The sequence below is a fragment of the Eubacterium sp. F2 genome, from assembly GCF_046244355.1.
Taxonomy (GTDB): Bacteria; Bacillota; Clostridia; order Peptostreptococcales; family Anaerovoracaceae; genus Aminicella.
This window is the reverse complement of sequence record NZ_CP176393.1, coordinates 1,297,882-1,315,594: the sequence shown is the minus strand read 5'-3', so window position 1 is coordinate 1,315,594 and position 17,713 is coordinate 1,297,882. Positions and strand designations below refer to the sequence as shown.

Here is a 17,713-nt window from a genome sequence, read left to right as displayed (position 1 = left end):
TCTTCCTCATTACTGGAAGAAGAGGCGATAATCTGCATCTTTTCTGACAGCAGGGGCAGATATAAACCCATCAGCGGGCTGTTGTCCAGACTGGCAGATTATGAAATAGAAAGCTTTCTCCGTCTCTTATGAAGTGGACAGAAATCTGGCAGCGTACTGTCATCCGCCGGAAAGCACGAAAAAACTGCCGCTCCGGGATGTTCATTTTCTTTCCCGGGGCGGCAGCCCGCATGTTCGCTTTTCAGTTTTCCCTTTCCGGCTTCCCTTATAAAGTAAAGGGAATTCAATCCTTATTCCTTACTTGGAAGAGGACTTGCTGGAGCTGTTGGAAGAAGACTTGCTGGAATTGCTGCTGGAGGAAGAGGACTCTGTCTGCGGCTTGCCCCACTTTTCAACCTTCTTCAGGATCTTGGTCAGGATCATACTCTCTCTGAATCCGTTGTCCTCAGCATACTCTTCGATCGTCTGGTTATACTGCTTCTTGAAGGACTTCTCAGTGAATCCGGCGTTCTTCAGCATTTTCTTCAGCTCGTTGTTATACTGCTTGTCTGTGAACTTAATGTTTTCCTTCTTCTTAATGCTGTAAATGACCAGTTTGGCCTTGACCGTGGATTTTGCCTGTGTGGTGATGTCCTTCTCCGTCATGCCCTGGGCTTTCAGGAGCTTCTTCTTGGTCATGCCGTACTGCTTGGCAGCCTTGGTATAATTATCATCCAGCTTCTGCTTCTCATACTTCAGCTGACGCTTCGGGTACTTCTTAACCTTGGAGCTGGAGAGAATCTGCTGCCAGAGTGTGCTCTGGATGGTGGACTCGTTCTGCTGCTCCTTGCTGGACAGAAGCTGTTTCTTGATGGAAGCCTCATAAGCCTTCTTGGTCTTATAGTTGGTGTACTTCTTTACAAAAGCTGTATTATATGTCGGTGTCTCGGTGACTTTCTTGGAGTTGATCGTAACCGTGAAGACAACCTTCTTGTTTCTCAGCTTCTTGGTGCTGTAGTTCTTCGGGAATGTCAGGTGAAGTTTAACCTTGCTTCCGACCTTCTCACCGATCAGTCCGCTCTCAAATCCGTCGATCATTGTGCCGGAACCGATCTTCAGTGTATAGTCACTTGCGGATCCGCCGCTGAAGGTCTTTCCGTTGATCTTTCCAACATAGTCGATGCTGACGGTGTCGCCCTTCTTGACCGTGCCCTTCTTTACGGTCTTGGTCGTTGCCTTTGCCTGGACATTGGACTTGATCTGTGCGTTGATCTCTTTCTGCGTTACGGTCGCCTTCGTCTTGGTATAAGTCAGACCCTTATACTTTCCGACCTTAACATACTTGTCATAATTCAGATGCTGATAATTTGACGCAGAAAAATAACCGCTCTTGATCAGGCATCCGAAGATCACTGCCAGTGCAGCGATAATGACCAGAACGATAATTACAATTTTTTTCTTTTTGGTCATGATACTATTACTCCTTAAATTTACAAATGATCATTCCATGCGCACTGGGTGGATCAGCACCCTCTGCATGCACACATCTTTGCATATTCTATCATCAATACAGCCCTAATTCAAACCTCTTCCTTGTATTTCACAGAAATTCCACAGATACAGCAGAAATCTATGGACACATCACACTCAAACGGGCTCCGCAGCTGTATTTATCTGCTTTCCCGGTCCGGTCTGGCCGCCGTCATATTCCTACAATTCTAATATGTATTATAGATTATCTATTTCGTCAAAAAACATTTGCAAGAATCAAATCTTCACAAATCCAACACATTCCACCTGTCTGTTTCAGTGTATAATGATGTTGTCAAGTGGTGAGTGATCATTGCTTGAACGTTCTTTCTTAATAATAAATATCGCAACCGGCAGATCCCCCTTTGGGGGATTTGTCGGTTTTTGGATATTTTCACCACATCTTCCCGGTCAAAACAAATGAAGAACATGCTCTGTGATGCCGACTCATTTGCTGAGTCCTGAGAAATCTGATCCCAGCTTCCGCCTGAACTATGCTCACTGTGTCTCGCCGCCTGAGACAGAATGACAAGACAGGTCAGCAAGACAGGATGATGGCACGTGTATAACTATATACACGGACAGCCTTGATCCCAGCCGCCTAAGGCACAACGGTTGTGACAGCCGTCTGTCCGGGAAGCTTGTTATCGTCTGACCGACAGACAGCAGAAAAATCCCCGAACCTGCCGGCGCTGAATTGCCGGCAGGTCCGGGGATTTCCTATTATATTATAACCGGTTATTTATTCCATTCCGCCTGGTCGCAGAACACGATAATATCGTCACGGACTTCGATGTATCCGTTTTTGATATCGGCTGTCCTGACTTTTGAGCCGTCTTCGCGGATTTTCAGGGATCCGTTTTCGGCCAGTAGTTTGCAGCACCACTCGTGTCCGGGAAGGAATCCTTCTGAACCGCTGATTGTCCGTACGGTAACGGAATTTACATCACCGGAGTAGAATAATTCTTCCGGAGTCATTACCTCTACTTTTACTTTACGAGCCATTTCGATTCCTCCGCATTATATACTCTCAGAGCGTTTCGGCCTCTTGCTTAGTTCTTTTTGCCGGAAGCGTCTTCTGCACTGTCGTCCTCATCGTCGTCCTCGTCTGCTGCTCCGGCCATGGAAACCTGGCTGTCGGCCCTCGACTTCTTATATTTCTCGATGACGTCGTCGATTCCGCCGGCGAAGAGGAACATTTCTTCTGGGATCTCGTCGTATTTACCGTCGAGGATGCCCTGGAAGCTTGCGATGGTCTCTTTCAGCGGAACGTAACGGCCTTTCATGCCGGTAAACTGCTCCGCAACGGTGAACGGCTGGGACAGGAAACGTTGAATCTTACGGGCACGGGAAACGGTCTTCTTATCTTCTTCGGACAGTTCATCCATACCCAGGATGGCGATGATATCCTGCAGGTCTTTATATTTCTGCAGAATCTCCTGTACGCGGCGCGCGGTCTCGTAGTGTTCTTTGCCGACGATCAGCGGATCCAGGATTCTGGATGTGGATGCCAGCGGGTCAACGGCCGGGTAAATGCCCAGCTCGGTGATAGAACGGTCCAGAACGGTGGTCGCGTCCAGATGGGCGAATGTGGTGGCCGGCGCAGGGTCGGTCAGGTCGTCTGCAGGAACGTATACCGCCTGAACGGAGGTAATGGATCCATCTTTGGTGGAGGTGATTCTCTCCTGCAGGTCACCCATTTCATTGGCCAGTGTCGGCTGGTAGCCTACTGCGGAAGGAACACGTCCCAGCAGGGCGGATACCTCAGAACCTGCCTGGGTGAAACGGTAAATATTATCGATGAAGAGCAGTACGTCCTGCTTCTCGTGATCACGGAAATATTCGGCCATGGTCAGTCCGGTCAGGGCGACACGCATTCTGGCCCCTGGCGGCTCGTTCATCTGTCCGAATACCATGGCGGTCTTATCCAGAACGCCGGATGCAGACATCTCTCCGTAGAGGTCGTTTCCTTCACGGGTACGCTCCCCAACGCCGGCGAATACGGAAATTCCGTTACGCTCTGTAGCGATATTGTGAATCAGCTCCTGAATCAGGACGGTCTTTCCTACTCCAGCTCCGCCGAACAGACCAACTTTTCCGCCTCGTGTATATGGGGCAATCAGGTCGATGACCTTGATTCCTGTTTCGAAAATCTGGGATGATGTATCCTGGTCTTCGAAGGCAGGAGCCTTTCTGTGAATCGGCCATTTTTCTTCGCACTTTACCTCGCCCTTGCGGTCGATCGGATCACCGAGTACGTTGAACAGACGGCCGAGGACGTTCTTTCCAACGGGTACGGAAATCGGAGCGCCTGTGTCTACCGCTTCCATGCCTCTGGACAGTCCGTCCGTGGAGGACAGGGCAACGCAGCGAACCTGGTCGTCTCCTTTATGCTGAGCGACTTCGGCGACGATTTTTCCGCCGTCCTTCGTCTTGATCTCAATGGCGTTCATCAGTTCCGGAAGTTCGTCCGGCTTAAATTTAATATCTATAACTGGTCCGATAATCTCATGAATCTTTCCTTTGTTCAATGATCTTACCTCCTCTATTTCTAACCCATCGCTTCCGAACCGGATACGATCTCGATAATCTCGTTGGTGATCTGTGTCTGACGAGCGCGGTTGTACTGCGTCTGAAGCTGATCCAGCAGATCGGACGCATTGTCGTTGGCGTTCTCCATTGCCTCACGTCTTGCGGCGTGTTCGCAGGTCACGGACTCAATTGCTGCTCTGTACAGCTGAAGCTCGACGTATTCCGGAACCAGGTATGCAAACACGGCATCCGGAGAAGGGTCGTATTCAACTGGGTGGCGGAATCCGCTCTTCTTTACTTCCTTATCTTCTTTCTTCTTCAGCTTATTCACATCGATCGGAAGTATCCGCTGTGTGGTGACTTTCTGCACCAGTGGATTGATGTAAGCTGTGGACACGAAGACGATCTCATCGATCTTACCTTCGTGGAATTCGCGCATTAAAGGCTGGGCGATTTCGTGCACGGCACTGTAATCGACCTTATCCGCAAAGGCGTCTACATCCAGCTTACTGTCCAGCATTTCGTATCCGCGGCGTCTGAAATATTCTTCGCCGCGGGATCCGAGACACAGCATCCTGACCTTGTGATCACAGTGGTCAACGGCTTCCTGGGCGGCACGGATAACATCTCCGTTAAATGACCCGCAAAGTCCGCTGCTGCTTGTGATGACCACAAAACAGGTCGTTTTTACTTCCCGCCTGCCCAGAATGTAGCGCTGCGGCACCTGTGAGGCATCCGCAAAGGCGTCCTGAGCGGATCCAATCAGACGCTGAAGATAATACTGACTGTGCAGAAGCGTTGCTTTCGCAATCCTCAGTTTGGAGGCAGAAACCAGCTTCATGGCGTTGGTAATGCGCTCAGTGCTCTGAATGCTCCGGATACGGCGCTTAATGTCCTGCATATGTTCCGCCATACTTCACACCTGCCTTCCTTTACTGTTCAATCTCCTTCTTAAACTGCTCCTTAAACGCGCTGATTCCCTTTACCAGAGACTTCTCCGCCTTTTCTGTCAGGTCGCCGGTCTCATGAATTTCCTGCGCGATTTCCGGATAACGGTCGTTCATATACGGATAGAACTCCTCTTCGAAACGTCCCAGTCTCTCATTTGGAATTTCGTCCAGCATATCGTGAATGGCCGCATACAGGATCATAACCTGATCGGCGACATCCAGCGGATGATACTGAGGCTGACGCAGAATCTGCATCAGTGTAGCGCCGTGCTCCAGACTCTTCTTTGTGGCCGGATCTACATCCGATCCGAACTGTGCAAAGGACTGCAGCTCACGGTACTGGGACAGGATCAGCTTGATCTTGGATGAAACTTTCTTCATGGCCTTGATCTGTGCTTTTCCTCCTACACGGGATACGGAAATTCCGGCATTGATGGCCGGACGCTGTCCAGAGAAGAACAACTCCGATTCCAGGAAGATCTGTCCGTCGGTGATGGAAATTACATTGGTCGGAATGTAGGCGGAAATGTCTCCTGCCTGCGTCTCAATCAAAGGAATTGCCGTCATCGAACCGCCGCCCAGTTCGTCAGAAAGCTTTGCGGCACGTTCCAGAAGTCTGCTGTGCAGATAGAAAACGTCTCCCGGATAAGCTTCACGCCCTGGCGGTCTTCTCAGGAGCAGGGACATTGCACGGTATGCCACCGCGTGCTTGGACAGGTCATCATAGATGATCAGCACGTCCCTTCCCTTATACATAAAATACTCACCCAGCGCGCATCCTGCGTACGGGGCAATGTACTGCATCGGCGCTGCGGCACTGGCCGTTGCGGATACAATCGTGGTGTAATCCATGGCACCGTGGTCTTTCAGTGTCTGCATCAGCTGTGCAACCGTGGACTGTTTCTGTCCGATTGCGACATAAATGCAGATCATATTCTTTCCCTTCTGGTTCAGAATCGTATCGACAGCCAGAGCGGTCTTTCCGGTCTGACGGTCTCCGATGATCAGCTCACGCTGACCCTTTCCGATAGGAACCATGGAGTCGATGGCCTTGATTCCTGTCTGCATCGGCTGCTCTACCGGCTGTCTGTCCAGAACACCCGGTGCCGGGCACTCAACCGGACGGGATTCTTCCGTATGAATGGCAGCGCCTCCGTCAATCGGACGGCCCAGCGCGTCAACAACACGGCCGATCATTTCTTCACCGACCGGCATCTGCACAACCTGTCCCGTCGGCTTGACGATGTCGCCCTCGCCGATTTCATAGTCATCGCCCAGAATTACGGCTCCGACATTATCTTCCTCCAGATTCAGGGCCATGCCGTACACATCATGCGGGAACTTCAGCAGTTCTCCGGACATGCAGTTACGCAGGCCGTAAACTCTGGCGATTCCGTCTCCGACCTGCATAACGCGGCCGAAATCGGAAACATCTAATTCACTACTGTAATTTTCTATTTCGTTTTTTATTAATGTACTGATCTCATCAGGTTTTAAATCCATAACGATCTTCCTCCCCGACTTTCCAGGCTTATCTCCGCCGCATCATTCAGATGGCTTCCGTTAAAGCGATCCGTTCTGAATCTTCTCGTGCAGCTCTTCCAGACGGCTTCTCAGCGAAGCGTCCATCAGCTGATCTTCCGCGTAAATTTTCACGCCGCCAATCAGACTCTTGTTAATCCGATTATGCAGCCTGATCTTCTTATGATAGAAGTCTGAAATCTCGCGGTTAAAGCGGTCCATCTCATCATCGCTCAGCGGAACGGCAGATTCAATCACGCCCTCACCGACGTTCTTCTCATGGTCATCAATTGCGTCGTACTCTTTCACGATCTGGTGGAACAGCGCGACACGGCCTTTATCTACCAGCAGACAGAGGAAATTCTCATTGATATCGGTAATCTTATTTTTGAAAATCTCGTCTATCTTCTGTTTTTTAATGACCTTAGAGATCGCCGGATCCTGCAGAAATCTGCAGAACATTTTATTGTCATTGAATATGCTCTCCAGCTGGTGAAGCTCATCCCGGACTTCTCCGGTATTCTTGCTGTCGATTGCGGCACCGTACAAGCCTCTCGCGTATACTTCAGCGATTGCAATTTCCATAGCCGTTTCACCTCTTCCGGATCCGGTTACTTCTTCTCACCGGCATCCTTCAATACTTTATCGATGATCTCCTTATGGTCTTCAGGAGTAATTTCCTTCTCCATAATTCTGCCGGCTGCTTCTACGGCCAGATCGCCGACTTCCCTGCGCAGCTGGCGTCTTGCAGCCTGCTGCTGACGCTCAATTTCCTGCTGCGAGCGCATAACTGCCTGATGCGCCTCTTCATTGGCTTCGTCGACAATGCGGTCCGCCTGCACTCGTGCCTCTTTACGGGCATCCTGAATGATCTGACGTCCCTCTTCCTCTGCACCGGCAATCTGTTTCTCATAAGCCTTCAGCTTCTTCTCTGCTTTCCGGCTCGTCTTACTTGCGTGATCCAGTGTATCCTGTACAGACTTGCTTCTGGCTTCCATGTAATTATGCACTTTCTCGAAGAAGAAGTGCTTCAGGATGCCGAACAGCACCAGGAAGGTGATGATCGCAAACAGGAAATTCCAGTTGAATTCAAACAATCCCTGTGTAACTTTCATCCTCTGACCTCCTTCATATTACTCTATAGACAAAAGCCAGACCGGCAAGGAAACGCCGGGTACATCCGTCCCGGAAACTCCTGGCCCGGCTGCCTTTTGTCCGTATACTGTGCATTGAATACACTAAATCTTGGCTAAAAGAATCAGTGCGACAACGAATCCTAATACCAGCGCGGTCTCCATGATGGCCATGGCGACGATCATGTAAGCAACCATCTTGTTGCTCATTTCCGGCTGACGGGAAATTCCGTGCATCGCTCCGTTTGATACAATACCTTGTCCAATTCCTACACCCATTGCGGCAAGACCCATGCAGAGTCCTGCACCGATTGCGATAAGTCCACCCATTATTATGCCTCCTGTTCAGCTGATTTCAGCTCACGTTTCTGTTGACGGCGCAGCTTCTTCTGTCTGCGCTTCTCTGCTGTCTCGGGCATCTCTCCGGCAAGAGCGCTGTTCAGGTTGACAGCAGTCAATACAGTAAAGATATACGCCTGAATGACTGGTTCGAAGATATCGAAGAAGCAGTTCAGAGGAATTCCAGTCACGCACCTTAAGATCGGCACGGAGCAGAATTTCAGACTCAGCTTGCCCATGAACGCCAGCCACATGTCGACGACGACCATGCCGCCGAAGATGTTTCCGAACAGTCGCAGTGCAAGCGTTACCGGGAATGTAATGTCACTGATAATATTCATGACGATCATGAACGGATACGGATCCGTCTGCTCACGCAGTCGTCCTCTGAAGCCCAGGTGTTTTACCGAGCTGACCTGAATGATCAGGAAGGACATCAGCGCAAGGGCGGCGGTAACGTTCAGATCCGCTGTTACCGGGCGCAGTCCGAGAAGTCCCAGACTGTTGGCAAACAGCAGAAAGATGATCAGCGTTCCCAGGTACGGTGCGTATACATCTCCTGTTTCTTTGCCGAGATTCGTGTGTGCAAAATTATAGATAAACCCGACGATGGTCTCTGCAACTGCCTGTTTCCCTTTTGGGACCGGTTTCAGATTGCTTCCCATCCAGATGCCGAGTATCGATAAGATCACGCAGATCAGAATCTCAAAGCAGACACTCTCACTCAGAAAGACGTGACCATTTCCGAACGTGAGGATAATCCTCGGTCCGATATGATTTAAATCAATCACGGCTTTCCCTCCTTTTTCCAGCAGAATCCTGCGTTCGCGCACCCTGAAATACAGTTCTGCAGCACTGTTTCGGGAGTCACTGACGGAATCGGGAATCTGCAGCGGAGCTTTTCCTAACTTCGCTGAAAGCTATTTTAATCATTTTGTTATGAAAGTAAAGCGATAAAGTGACATCCACACAGAAACTACATATTGCTTATTTCTTCTTAATGGATTCCTAAGAATTATTAAGTTGAAAAACGGGGATTTGCGTGAAACTTGTGATATACACAAATTTTTACCCGTAAATTTCCATGTAAATTGTAAACCTAGTTATTTTTTTGACAACAGCTTTTCTAGCATATATTGTCAATTAAGGAGTTTCTGTGATGAAGTTACATAAAACGCTCCCTTTCAAAGCCGAATTTTATGTAACTTCTGCATAGTTTTCAATACATTTTGTGCTGCAGTCTATCATAGTGTTCTGATTTTTCTCCTGTTTTTCATTTTCTGACGGCAGAAAGAATAAGCTGCCCCGCCGGAATTTTTCCATGCGGGGCAGCTTATTCTGATGCATATCATATTTTTTTCTCCGCCTACTCCGGCTTGAAATCCTGAAAGCGGTAATCCAGGAATTCCCTGTTATGGCAGTCGCTGGATAAGATCAGCGGGCATCCAAGTTTCTGAATCTGGTCCAGGAAAAAGAAATCCGGATAGGGCCTTGAACGGTATCCCTTTGCCATGCCGCCCATATTAATTTCAAACACCGGCTTTCCCTCTTCACCCAGAAAATCCGAAATCCCCTTCCGACGGACGCATCTCTGGGAGGCAATCTTCTCCAGAGCCGCCATTCCGCAGTCTCTGTACCACTCAGCCTTCTCGTCCCAGTAGTACCCGCCTTCATTGAATTTGCAGACCAGATCGAAATGCCCGACGATGTCTGCGCCGGTTTTCTCCAGAACGTCCGCTTCCGTCTCAAAGTAACACTCCACGTAGTCTCTGACGCTTCCCCGGAAATGCTCTTCAATGGCGCGTTCCATGATTTCCGCCGTATCATCCACGCTGAAATAACCGCCGTCTTTCTTTACATAATGGGTGGAGCCGATGATGTAGTCATAGTCAAAGGCTTCTGCTGCCTTCATCCCGGTCTCTTTCAGCGAATCCTCTGCGTAGAGATCCTTTTCAATGCCCAGCCGGATGTCGATCTGCCCTTCATATTTCTCTTTCAGACCAAGGATTTCCTTCCGATAGGCCTCTTCTCCCTCTGCCGTCATGCAGCAGTCCAGATCGTGAGGCGCAAAACTGTGTCCGGAGAAGCCCAGCAGCTGAAAATCAAGTCCAACTGCCCGCTTTACCATGTCTTCCGGCTTGTCTTTTCCATCACAGTACACCGAATGCGTGTGCAGATTATATTTTCCCGCCGGCCCGATCAGGCCGCGAATGCGTTCAGCCATCTCTTCCTCCTGCTTCTGCTACTCCGATTTTCCTCTGTTTTCCGGAGAAACCGGCGCCGTCTCATAAGTCTGCTTCTTTTTCTGGTCGATCACGCGGCGTCTTGCCATCTCGTCCTCCACGTCGGAGAGCGGAATGCCCATCTCCGCCAGCATGACCATGACATGGTAGGCCAGGTCTGCCGTTTCATACACGGTCTCCCCCCGGTCGCCGGACTTTGCGGCGATGATGACCTCTGCCGCTTCCTCGCCGACCTTCTTCAGGATCTTATCGATGCCCTGATCGAACAGATAGGAAGTGTAGCTTCCCTCCGGCTTCGTCATTTTCCGCTCTTCCAGAAGTTCGTAGAGGGACTGCATCGTGATCTTTTTCTTTTCTTCCAGCTTCTTCTCTTCTTCTTCCACTTCGGTCAAAGGGTACTCGAAGCAAGATTCAGTCCCCATATGGCAGGCCGGGCCGTCTTTTCTGACCAGAACAGTAAGGGCGTCCCGGTCACAGTCGGCGATAATTTTTACGATATGCTGGTAATTTCCGGATGTCTCTCCCTTATGCCAGTATTCCTGACGGGATCTGGACCAGAATACGGTCTGTCCGCACTCCAGAGTCCTCCTCAGGCTTTCCCGGTTCATATAGGCAAGGGTCAGAACGCGCTTTGTCTCTGCGTCCTGAACGATTGCCGGAATCAGTCCTTTTTCATCATATTTCAGTTCATCGATGGATACCATGCTCATTACTCCCTTGTCCCGTGTTACTTTTGTCTCTGTTCAACGGATTATTTCTCTGCGCGTCTGACCGGACGGACCGGAATGCCTGCGGCTGCAAGCTGGTCTTTCAGATCGGCGATGGAAACTTCTCCGAAGTGGAAAATCGAGGCGGCCAATCCCGCGTCGATGTCCGGAATTTCTTTAAACAGCGTGATGAAGTCCTGAATGGAGCCTGCGCCGCCGGACGCGATGACCGGAACGTGCGCGATCTCTTCTACGGCCTTCAGCATCTCCAGGTCAAAGCCTTTTTTCACGCCGTCGGTGTCGATGCTGTTCAGCACGATTTCTCCGGCGCCCAGCTCCTGGCCCTTCGCGATCCACTCCAGGGCATCCATGCCGGTGTCTTCACGGCCGCCGCGGGTGAACACGGTGTAATGCCCGTCGGATCTCGCTGCGTCAACGGAAAGAACCACACACTGGTCGCCGTACTTCTCTGCGGCTTCTTTAATCAGATCCGGGTTCGCAATGGCGCCTGAGTTGACGGAAACCTTGTCCGCGCCGCACTTCAGGACCCGGTCAAAGTCATCGATGGTCCGGATGCCGCCGCCGACGGACAGCGGAATGAAAATGGTAGAGGCCACTTCTTTCAGAATGTCGGTGAAGAGCTGACGGCCCTCTGCGCTTGCGGTGATGTCGTAGAAAACCAGCTCGTCAGCGCCGTGGTCACTGTAATATTTCCCCAGTTCCACCGGAGAGGATACATCGGATAAATCCTTAAAATTCACACCTTTCACAACTCTTCCGTCCTTCACGTCCAGACACGGAATAATTCTTTTTGTAATCATAGTCGTCTGCCCCTTTTATCTTATGTTGAATAGAGAACGCGGGAGACCTGTTGATAAGATCTCCCGCGCAGAATTGGATTCTTGTATTTTTATTTTTGTCTGCCCCCGCTGTGCCGCCCGCCGTTTTACAGGTCTGCGGCCTTTCCCTGATGCAGGGGAAATTCTATCTGTGATCAGCAGATTTTCTGCTGCCCGCTTTCATTACTCGTCGAACTCGCGGATGACTTCACCGATGTCCAGAGCGCCTGTGTACAGTGCACGTCCGATGATGGCTCCGTCCACGCCGATCTCGGCCAGCGCGCCCAGATCGTCCATGCTGGAAATTCCGCCGGATGCAATGATGTCGATGTAGCCGCCGTAATCGGAAACCAGCTTCTTATACAGCTCCAGATTGGTGCCGCCCATCGCGCCGTCCTTGGAAATATCCGTCGTGATGATGGTATGACATCCGTCGTCGATCAGGGTTCTGACCAGCTCATCGATCGTAACCTTGGTAACCTCTGTCCATCCGTTGATCGATACGTTGGCGCCGGAAATATCGATGCCGACGGCAACGTTGTCTCCGTGCTTCTTGATCATGCGTGCGGTGAATTCCGGATCCTTGATGGCCATCGTTCCGATGATGACGCGCAGAGCGCCTACGGAAGCATAGTCTGTGATAATCTCTTCATTACGGATGCCGCCGCCGATTTCCACCAGCAGATCGGTTTCTTCGATAATTTCCTTTACCGCAGAAAAATTAGGCTGTGTTCCGTCAATTGCTCCGTCCAGATCGACGACATGCAGATACTGTGCACCCGCATCCTGGAACTCCTGCGCAATATCCAGCGGATGCTCGCTGTAAACCGTCTTCTTGCTGTAATCTCCGCGAAGCAGACGAACCACATTGCCGCCCTGCAAATCGATAGCTGGAAAGATCTTCATTGTTAAAACAACCTCCTGTAACCTGAGGCCTACATCTCACAGAATGCTCTGAGGATGTCCAGACCCACATCTCCGCTCTTCTCGGGATGGAACTGCAGACCATAGACATTGTCCTTCTGTACCGCAGCCGTCAATTCTGCTCCGTAATCCGTTGTGGCGATCACGCTGCTGTCGCAGTCTGTGCCGTAATAGGAATGAACAAAATAAACGTAGTCTCCCTCTCCGATATTTTTAAAAATCTCGCTTTTCGGGCGTCCCTTCGGAAAATGCAGGGCATTCCAGCCGATCTGCGGAACCTTGTACCCCTCCGGGACAACCGGCTCCATAGAAACCACACTGCCCTCGATCAGACCCAGGCCCTGATGCTCTCCATATTCCATGCTGCGCTCGAACAGCATCTGCATGCCCAGACAGATACCGAGAAGCGGTTTCCCCTCAGCCGCCTGTTCCTTCACCAGACTTCCGAGTCCCGTATCCTTCAGTTTCTGCGCCGCGTCCGCAAACGCACCGACACCTGGCAGAATAATCTTATCCGCAGCTTCAATCTCCTTCCGGTCTCCCGTCAGGGTGATATCCGCGCCGATTCTGCGGAATGAATGCACGAGCGAGAAGATATTTCCCACTCCGTAGTCAATAATCGCAATCATAGCAGCCTCCCGGCAGCCCTGCAGAATAATCTACAAGCATGCCTCTTTATTTTACTCAAAATTTAATATTTATGCAACCACGCGAACTCCCGTAAATGCCTTGTTTTGATGCGAATATCACAACTTCACAGGAATTTCATCTTGCGGCTGTTTGTTTCATTTTTCCCCTTGCTAAAGGATCCCTTTTGTCGATGGAATTTCTCCCTCATGCTGCGGATCAATCGCTGTCGCATGATCCATTACGCGGCCGAAGGCCTTGAACATGGCCTCAATGACGTGGTGGGTGTTCTCCCCGGCGAACTCCTTGAAATGCAGGGTCACGTCCGCCTTCCGCACGAAGCCCAGGAAGAAATCTTTCACCAGCTCGGTGTCGAAATCGCCGACTTTCGCCTGCGGCATTTCCACGTCGAATCCCAGATAGCTTCTTCCGGAAATGTCCACGGCGCAGAGCATCAGCACCTCATCCATCGGCAGAGTAATGTCCGCATAGCGGTAAATTCCGCGCCGTTCGCCCAAGGCCTCCATGAAGGCCTCTCCCAGGGCGATTCCGATGTCTTCAGTGGTGTGATGGTAGTCCACATCGACGTCCCCGACACACTTCACGTCCAGATGAAAATTTCCGTGGCGCGTGAACAGCTCCAGCATGTGATTCAGAAAGCCGCAGCCTGTGTCGATGGTCCCCTTTCCATCGCCCTCCAGCTCAAGCTTCAGCGCGATCTGCGTTTCCTTTGTGTCCCGCTTTATCTCTGCTGCTCTCGTCATGCTTACGCCTCCTTCAGAATGTCTTCAATTTCCTTAAACAGAATGTCCATCTCTTCCGGCTTTCCGATGGTGACGCGGTTCCAGTTCTCAATCAGCGGGTCGTTCCAGTGACGGATCAGGACCTTGCGTTTCTTCAGTTCCTCATAGAGCTTCCCTCCGTCGATCTTGTCGCTGCTGACAAAAATAAAATTGGCAAGGGAAGGAATGACCTGGAAGCCGAGTTTCTCAAAACGTTCGGTGCTGGCCTTTCTGGTGGCCATGATCTTTCTCGCATTCTCTTTATAATAGTCCTCTTCAGAAAGCGCCGCGATTCCCGCCGCAGCCGTCAGGCTGTTGACGTTATACGGGTTGGTGGAATACTTGATCTTCTCCAGATCAGAAATCACGGTCTTGGAACCGATGGCGTATCCCAGACGGGCGCCGGCAAGAGATCTGGACTTACTGAAGGTCTGCGCCACCAGAAGGTTTTCATATTTCTTCGTCAGCGGAACGCAGCTCTCTGCGCCGAAATCGACGTAGGCTTCATCGATCAGGACAACGTGGTCCGGATTGGTCTCGCAGATTTTTCCGATGTCCTCAAGAGAAATCGTTCTTCCCGTCGGCGCGTTCGGATTGGCGATGACCACCATCTTCCCCGTGTTCATGTAGTCCTCCGGACGGATTCTGAAATCCTCCGTCAGAGGAACACGCTCACAGTCTCTTCCGTGCAGCTGTCCGAATACCTGGTAGAACCCGTAGCTGGTTCTCGGGAACATGACACCATCATGGCCGAAGGCAAAGAAGGCAAAGTTCAGAATGTCGTCAGAACCGTTGCTGACGAAGACATTTCTCTCGGTCACGTCGTAGCGGTCTGCCAGTGCCTTTTTCAGGGCCGCGGAATCCGGGTCGCTGTAAAGGCGGAGTCTTCTGGCCCTTTCCGGGTCGGTCAGCGCCTCAACCACCTTCGGGCCTGCCGGATACGGTGACTCGTTGGTGTTCAGCTTGGTGTAGACTGTGTCCTTCGGCTGCTCACCCGGTGTATATTCCTCTAGTGATGAAAATCTTGGATCTAAAAACGTCATAGTCTTCCCCTTATTTCTTCTCTGCTTCTTTCTTTTCCACCTGCTCCGCAAGCGCGTCTCTCATGGTCTCGATCTCTTTCGTCTTGAACTGAAAGGACGCCTTGTTGGCAATCAGCCGCGCACTGATCGGAATGATCGTCTCTAACACCTTCAGATTGTTTTCTCTTAAGGTGTTTCCCGTCTCTACGATATCGACGATAACATCGGAAAGTCCGACGATCGGCGCCAGCTCGATGGAGCCGTGCAGCTTGATCAGATCGATGTCTCTGCCCTGCTCGGCAAAATAGTTTCCCGCGATATTCTTAAACTTGGTTGCGACGACCAGCCGCTTTTCCGGATTCTCATGGAATCCATTCGGACCGGCTACACACATTCTGCATTTTCCGATCTTAAGATCCAGAAGTTCATAGACATCGGACTCATATTCCAGAAGAATGTCTCTTCCTGCAATACCCAGGTCTGCCGCTCCTCTTTCTACGTATTTTACAACGTCTGTCGGCTTTACCTGAAAGTACTGGACACCTTTTTCTTCATTGGTGAAAATCAGTTTCCGCGATCCGTCCTTAATCTCCGGGCACTCATAACCGCAGCGCTCCAGCATGTCGTAAACCTGATCGCCCAGTCTTCCCTTAGGAAGCGCCACTCTCAACATCTGACCCATTATCTGGACGCCTCCTTTCCGTTCTCTTTCTCCGCCTTTTCCACTTCATCCTGAAGCGCGGCTCTGTCGTCCTTACTTACATATTCGATTCTTCCATAACGGAGATTTTCCGGAACATGTCTCTGTGCCAGAACAGAGTTTCCGCGGAAAATAATGCGGCTGGCAGCGCTGTAAACGTCTGCCGGGCTGTCCTTCTCCGTGTAAAGAAGGAGAACATCCGTATCCGTCTTTTCTGAAGACAGCCGGTCCAGATAATCCAGGTAAACGGCAAAACCAATGGCTCCGCCTTCTTTATTCATCCTCTTCATCAGCGGATCATATTCACCGCCGGAGAGGACGCTGTGCGGAACGCCGTTCACAAATCCCTGAAAGCAGATTCCGGAATAATAGGTCATGTCATTGACCATGGAAAAGTCAATCCGTACGTTCTGATCCAGCCCGTCTGCCCTGAGGACATCGAAGACCCCCTCAAGTTCAGCAAGCGCGGCTTTTCCTGCATCGGACAGCGGCAGCTTCTCCAGCACCGGAGAAACCTCTTCCCATGAGCCGTAGGCGGAAACCAGCCTTTCCAGCACATCGATCAGCGCATTTTCCACACCTGCAGCCTCAGCCACCGAACGCAGCTCATGCGGATTCTTTTCTCCTATACACTTGGTAATATTCTCTTTTGTCTGGTCATCGGAGATGTCCCGCATCAGGTCTTTCAGCACGCCCATGTGGGAAACCTGAAGCACATAATCCCCGGATACCGCCTCAAGGCTCTCTGCCGCCAGCATCGTAACCTCTGCGATCTGATAAAGATCAAGATCGCCGATGCACTCCAGTCCGGTCTGCATGATTTCCCGGTGCGCCCGGGTCTCCCTGTCCGAACGGTAGATGTTCTCACTGTAGAAGACCTTCTGGGTGCAGCCTCTGTCGTGACGCTCATTCTTAACGATGGAAAGGGTCAAGTCCGGCTTCAGCGCCATCAGGTGGCCATTTCCGTCACGAAAAGCAATAATATCTTCTGAATCAATAAAATCCCGGTTCTGCAGATAAAGCTCGTACTCCTCAAACTTATCCATCTTATACCGGGAATATCCGTATCTGCGGTACAGCGCATGCAGCTGCATCTGCGCGCGTTCCTCGATACTCATTCTCTCTTCCGTTGTCTGTCCTGCAGCTGTCACTACTTCAACCTCCGTGATGATCAACTTCTGACTGTTTACTACTTCTTTTCTCTTATATTTCCTACTGCTGTTTCTGCCTGGGTCATCTGCCCGCGGCATTCTTCAAGGCGCCCGCTGATCAGTCCGCCGACGGATTTATCGTTTTATCGGCCATCAGCTGGCTTATCGGCTATCGGTCATCGGCTTATTAAATCCGCCGCTTCTGTGAACGCAGCCGGCCCCGCCGGCAGCTTCGTATCATACCGATACCTGCACATCCTCCGCCCGCTTTAGCGCTTTATTACTTTATCATGATAACGCATTAAAGCATTTTGTCAACCTCTGACGAGAAAATTTACATGTATTTAGTATTGTACCACAATATCTGTTACTGCGCATCGTTCATGTACACAACAATGTTATCAAGATCTGCAGAGATGTTTTTTGACAGATCTGCATGTTTTTCTTTGAACGGTACGCAGTCTCAAGTTCGATCAGCGTAGTATGTCTCTTGCAATGCCACAGTTCTTGATAAACATCAGAGTCCCGGAAGCTCCACCCATGATGAATGACCCTCCGCCAATATACTCCAAGCCTGTTCAGGAAACTGTGCTGCCGCCAGATGTAAATCACAACCACCGGCATAGCCGGTGGTTTATTGATTTATCTCGCTTTGCTCGATAAATCCTCATCTAGAGAAATTACACAAAAAACCGCCTGCAAGTTCAGGCTTCCCCTGATCCTTGCAGACGGAT

The 17,713-nt window shown here is 50.6% G+C and carries 17 protein-coding genes and 1 pseudogene; all 18 read right to left on the bottom strand.

Features of this window, described 5'->3' with window-relative positions; all coding sequences use genetic code 11:
- Positions 1–297: 297 nt before the first annotated feature.
- Complete coding sequence (gene tig, locus ACI77B_RS05475; RefSeq protein ID WP_409335895.1) at positions 298–1,449, bottom strand: trigger factor; 1,152 nt, start codon at positions 1,447–1,449, stop codon at positions 298–300.
- A gap of 798 nt (positions 1,450–2,247) precedes the next feature.
- Positions 2,248–2,514 (bottom strand): F0F1 ATP synthase subunit epsilon, encoded by a 267-nt coding sequence (locus ACI77B_RS05470; protein WP_409335894.1) that lies wholly within the window; start codon positions 2,512–2,514, stop codon positions 2,248–2,250.
- Between the two features lie 146 nt (positions 2,515–2,660).
- Positions 2,661–4,040 (bottom strand): annotated as a pseudogene (gene atpD, locus ACI77B_RS05465) (F0F1 ATP synthase subunit beta); the annotation flags it as partial.
- A gap of 20 nt (positions 4,041–4,060) precedes the next feature.
- Positions 4,061–4,954, bottom strand: coding sequence for an ATP synthase F1 subunit gamma (atpG, locus tag ACI77B_RS05460; RefSeq protein ID WP_409335893.1), 894 nt, complete (start codon positions 4,952–4,954; stop codon positions 4,061–4,063).
- 19 nt (positions 4,955–4,973) lie between these two features.
- Entirely contained in the window at positions 4,974–6,494 is a 1,521-nt protein-coding gene (atpA, locus tag ACI77B_RS05455) for a F0F1 ATP synthase subunit alpha (protein WP_409335892.1), read from the bottom strand.
- Positions 6,495–6,554: 60 nt separating this feature from the next.
- Positions 6,555–7,097, bottom strand: coding sequence for an ATP synthase F1 subunit delta (gene atpH / locus ACI77B_RS05450; protein WP_409335891.1), 543 nt, complete (start codon positions 7,095–7,097; stop codon positions 6,555–6,557).
- Between the two features lie 26 nt (positions 7,098–7,123).
- The gene (gene atpF, locus ACI77B_RS05445; RefSeq protein ID WP_409335890.1) at positions 7,124–7,627 is read right to left on the bottom strand and encodes a F0F1 ATP synthase subunit B; all 504 of its coding nucleotides are present in this window, start codon (positions 7,625–7,627) and stop codon (positions 7,124–7,126) included.
- A 123-nt stretch (positions 7,628–7,750) separates the two neighbouring features.
- On the bottom strand, positions 7,751–7,975 hold the full coding sequence (locus ACI77B_RS05440) for an ATP synthase F0 subunit C (protein WP_178264153.1): 225 nt from the start codon (positions 7,973–7,975) through the stop codon (positions 7,751–7,753).
- Positions 7,976–7,977: 2 nt separating this feature from the next.
- Positions 7,978–8,775, bottom strand: a complete 798-nt coding sequence (gene atpB, locus ACI77B_RS05435) for a F0F1 ATP synthase subunit A (RefSeq protein WP_409335889.1) — start codon at positions 8,773–8,775, stop codon at positions 7,978–7,980.
- 575 nt (positions 8,776–9,350) lie between these two features.
- Entirely contained in the window at positions 9,351–10,208 is an 858-nt protein-coding gene (locus ACI77B_RS05430) for a histidinol-phosphatase HisJ family protein (RefSeq protein ID WP_409335888.1), read from the bottom strand.
- An 18-nt stretch (positions 10,209–10,226) separates the two neighbouring features.
- Positions 10,227–10,931 (bottom strand): bifunctional phosphoribosyl-AMP cyclohydrolase/phosphoribosyl-ATP diphosphatase HisIE, encoded by a 705-nt coding sequence (hisIE, locus tag ACI77B_RS05425; protein ID WP_409337701.1) that lies wholly within the window; start codon positions 10,929–10,931, stop codon positions 10,227–10,229.
- A 47-nt stretch (positions 10,932–10,978) separates the two neighbouring features.
- Positions 10,979–11,755 (bottom strand): imidazole glycerol phosphate synthase subunit HisF, encoded by a 777-nt coding sequence (hisF, locus tag ACI77B_RS05420; RefSeq protein WP_409335887.1) that lies wholly within the window; start codon positions 11,753–11,755, stop codon positions 10,979–10,981.
- A 201-nt stretch (positions 11,756–11,956) separates the two neighbouring features.
- Positions 11,957–12,679 (bottom strand): 1-(5-phosphoribosyl)-5-[(5-phosphoribosylamino)methylideneamino]imidazole-4-carboxamide isomerase, encoded by a 723-nt coding sequence (gene hisA / locus ACI77B_RS05415; protein ID WP_409335886.1) that lies wholly within the window; start codon positions 12,677–12,679, stop codon positions 11,957–11,959.
- 29 nt (positions 12,680–12,708) lie between these two features.
- Positions 12,709–13,326 (bottom strand): imidazole glycerol phosphate synthase subunit HisH, encoded by a 618-nt coding sequence (gene hisH / locus ACI77B_RS05410; RefSeq protein ID WP_409335885.1) that lies wholly within the window; start codon positions 13,324–13,326, stop codon positions 12,709–12,711.
- A 171-nt stretch (positions 13,327–13,497) separates the two neighbouring features.
- Positions 13,498–14,088, bottom strand: a complete 591-nt coding sequence (hisB, locus tag ACI77B_RS05405; RefSeq protein ID WP_409335884.1) for an imidazoleglycerol-phosphate dehydratase HisB — start codon at positions 14,086–14,088, stop codon at positions 13,498–13,500.
- A gap of 2 nt (positions 14,089–14,090) precedes the next feature.
- Positions 14,091–15,149, bottom strand: coding sequence for a histidinol-phosphate transaminase (gene hisC, locus ACI77B_RS05400; protein WP_409335883.1), 1,059 nt, complete (start codon positions 15,147–15,149; stop codon positions 14,091–14,093).
- Positions 15,150–15,159: 10 nt separating this feature from the next.
- Positions 15,160–15,810, bottom strand: coding sequence for an ATP phosphoribosyltransferase (hisG, locus tag ACI77B_RS05395; protein ID WP_409335882.1), 651 nt, complete (start codon positions 15,808–15,810; stop codon positions 15,160–15,162).
- A complete protein-coding gene (locus ACI77B_RS05390; protein ID WP_409335881.1) occupies positions 15,810–16,946 on the bottom strand; it encodes an ATP phosphoribosyltransferase regulatory subunit in 1,137 nt (378 codons plus the stop codon). Before ACI77B_RS05390 ends, hisG begins: the two co-directional genes overlap by 1 nt.
- Between the last annotated feature and the right edge of the window lie 767 nt (positions 16,947–17,713).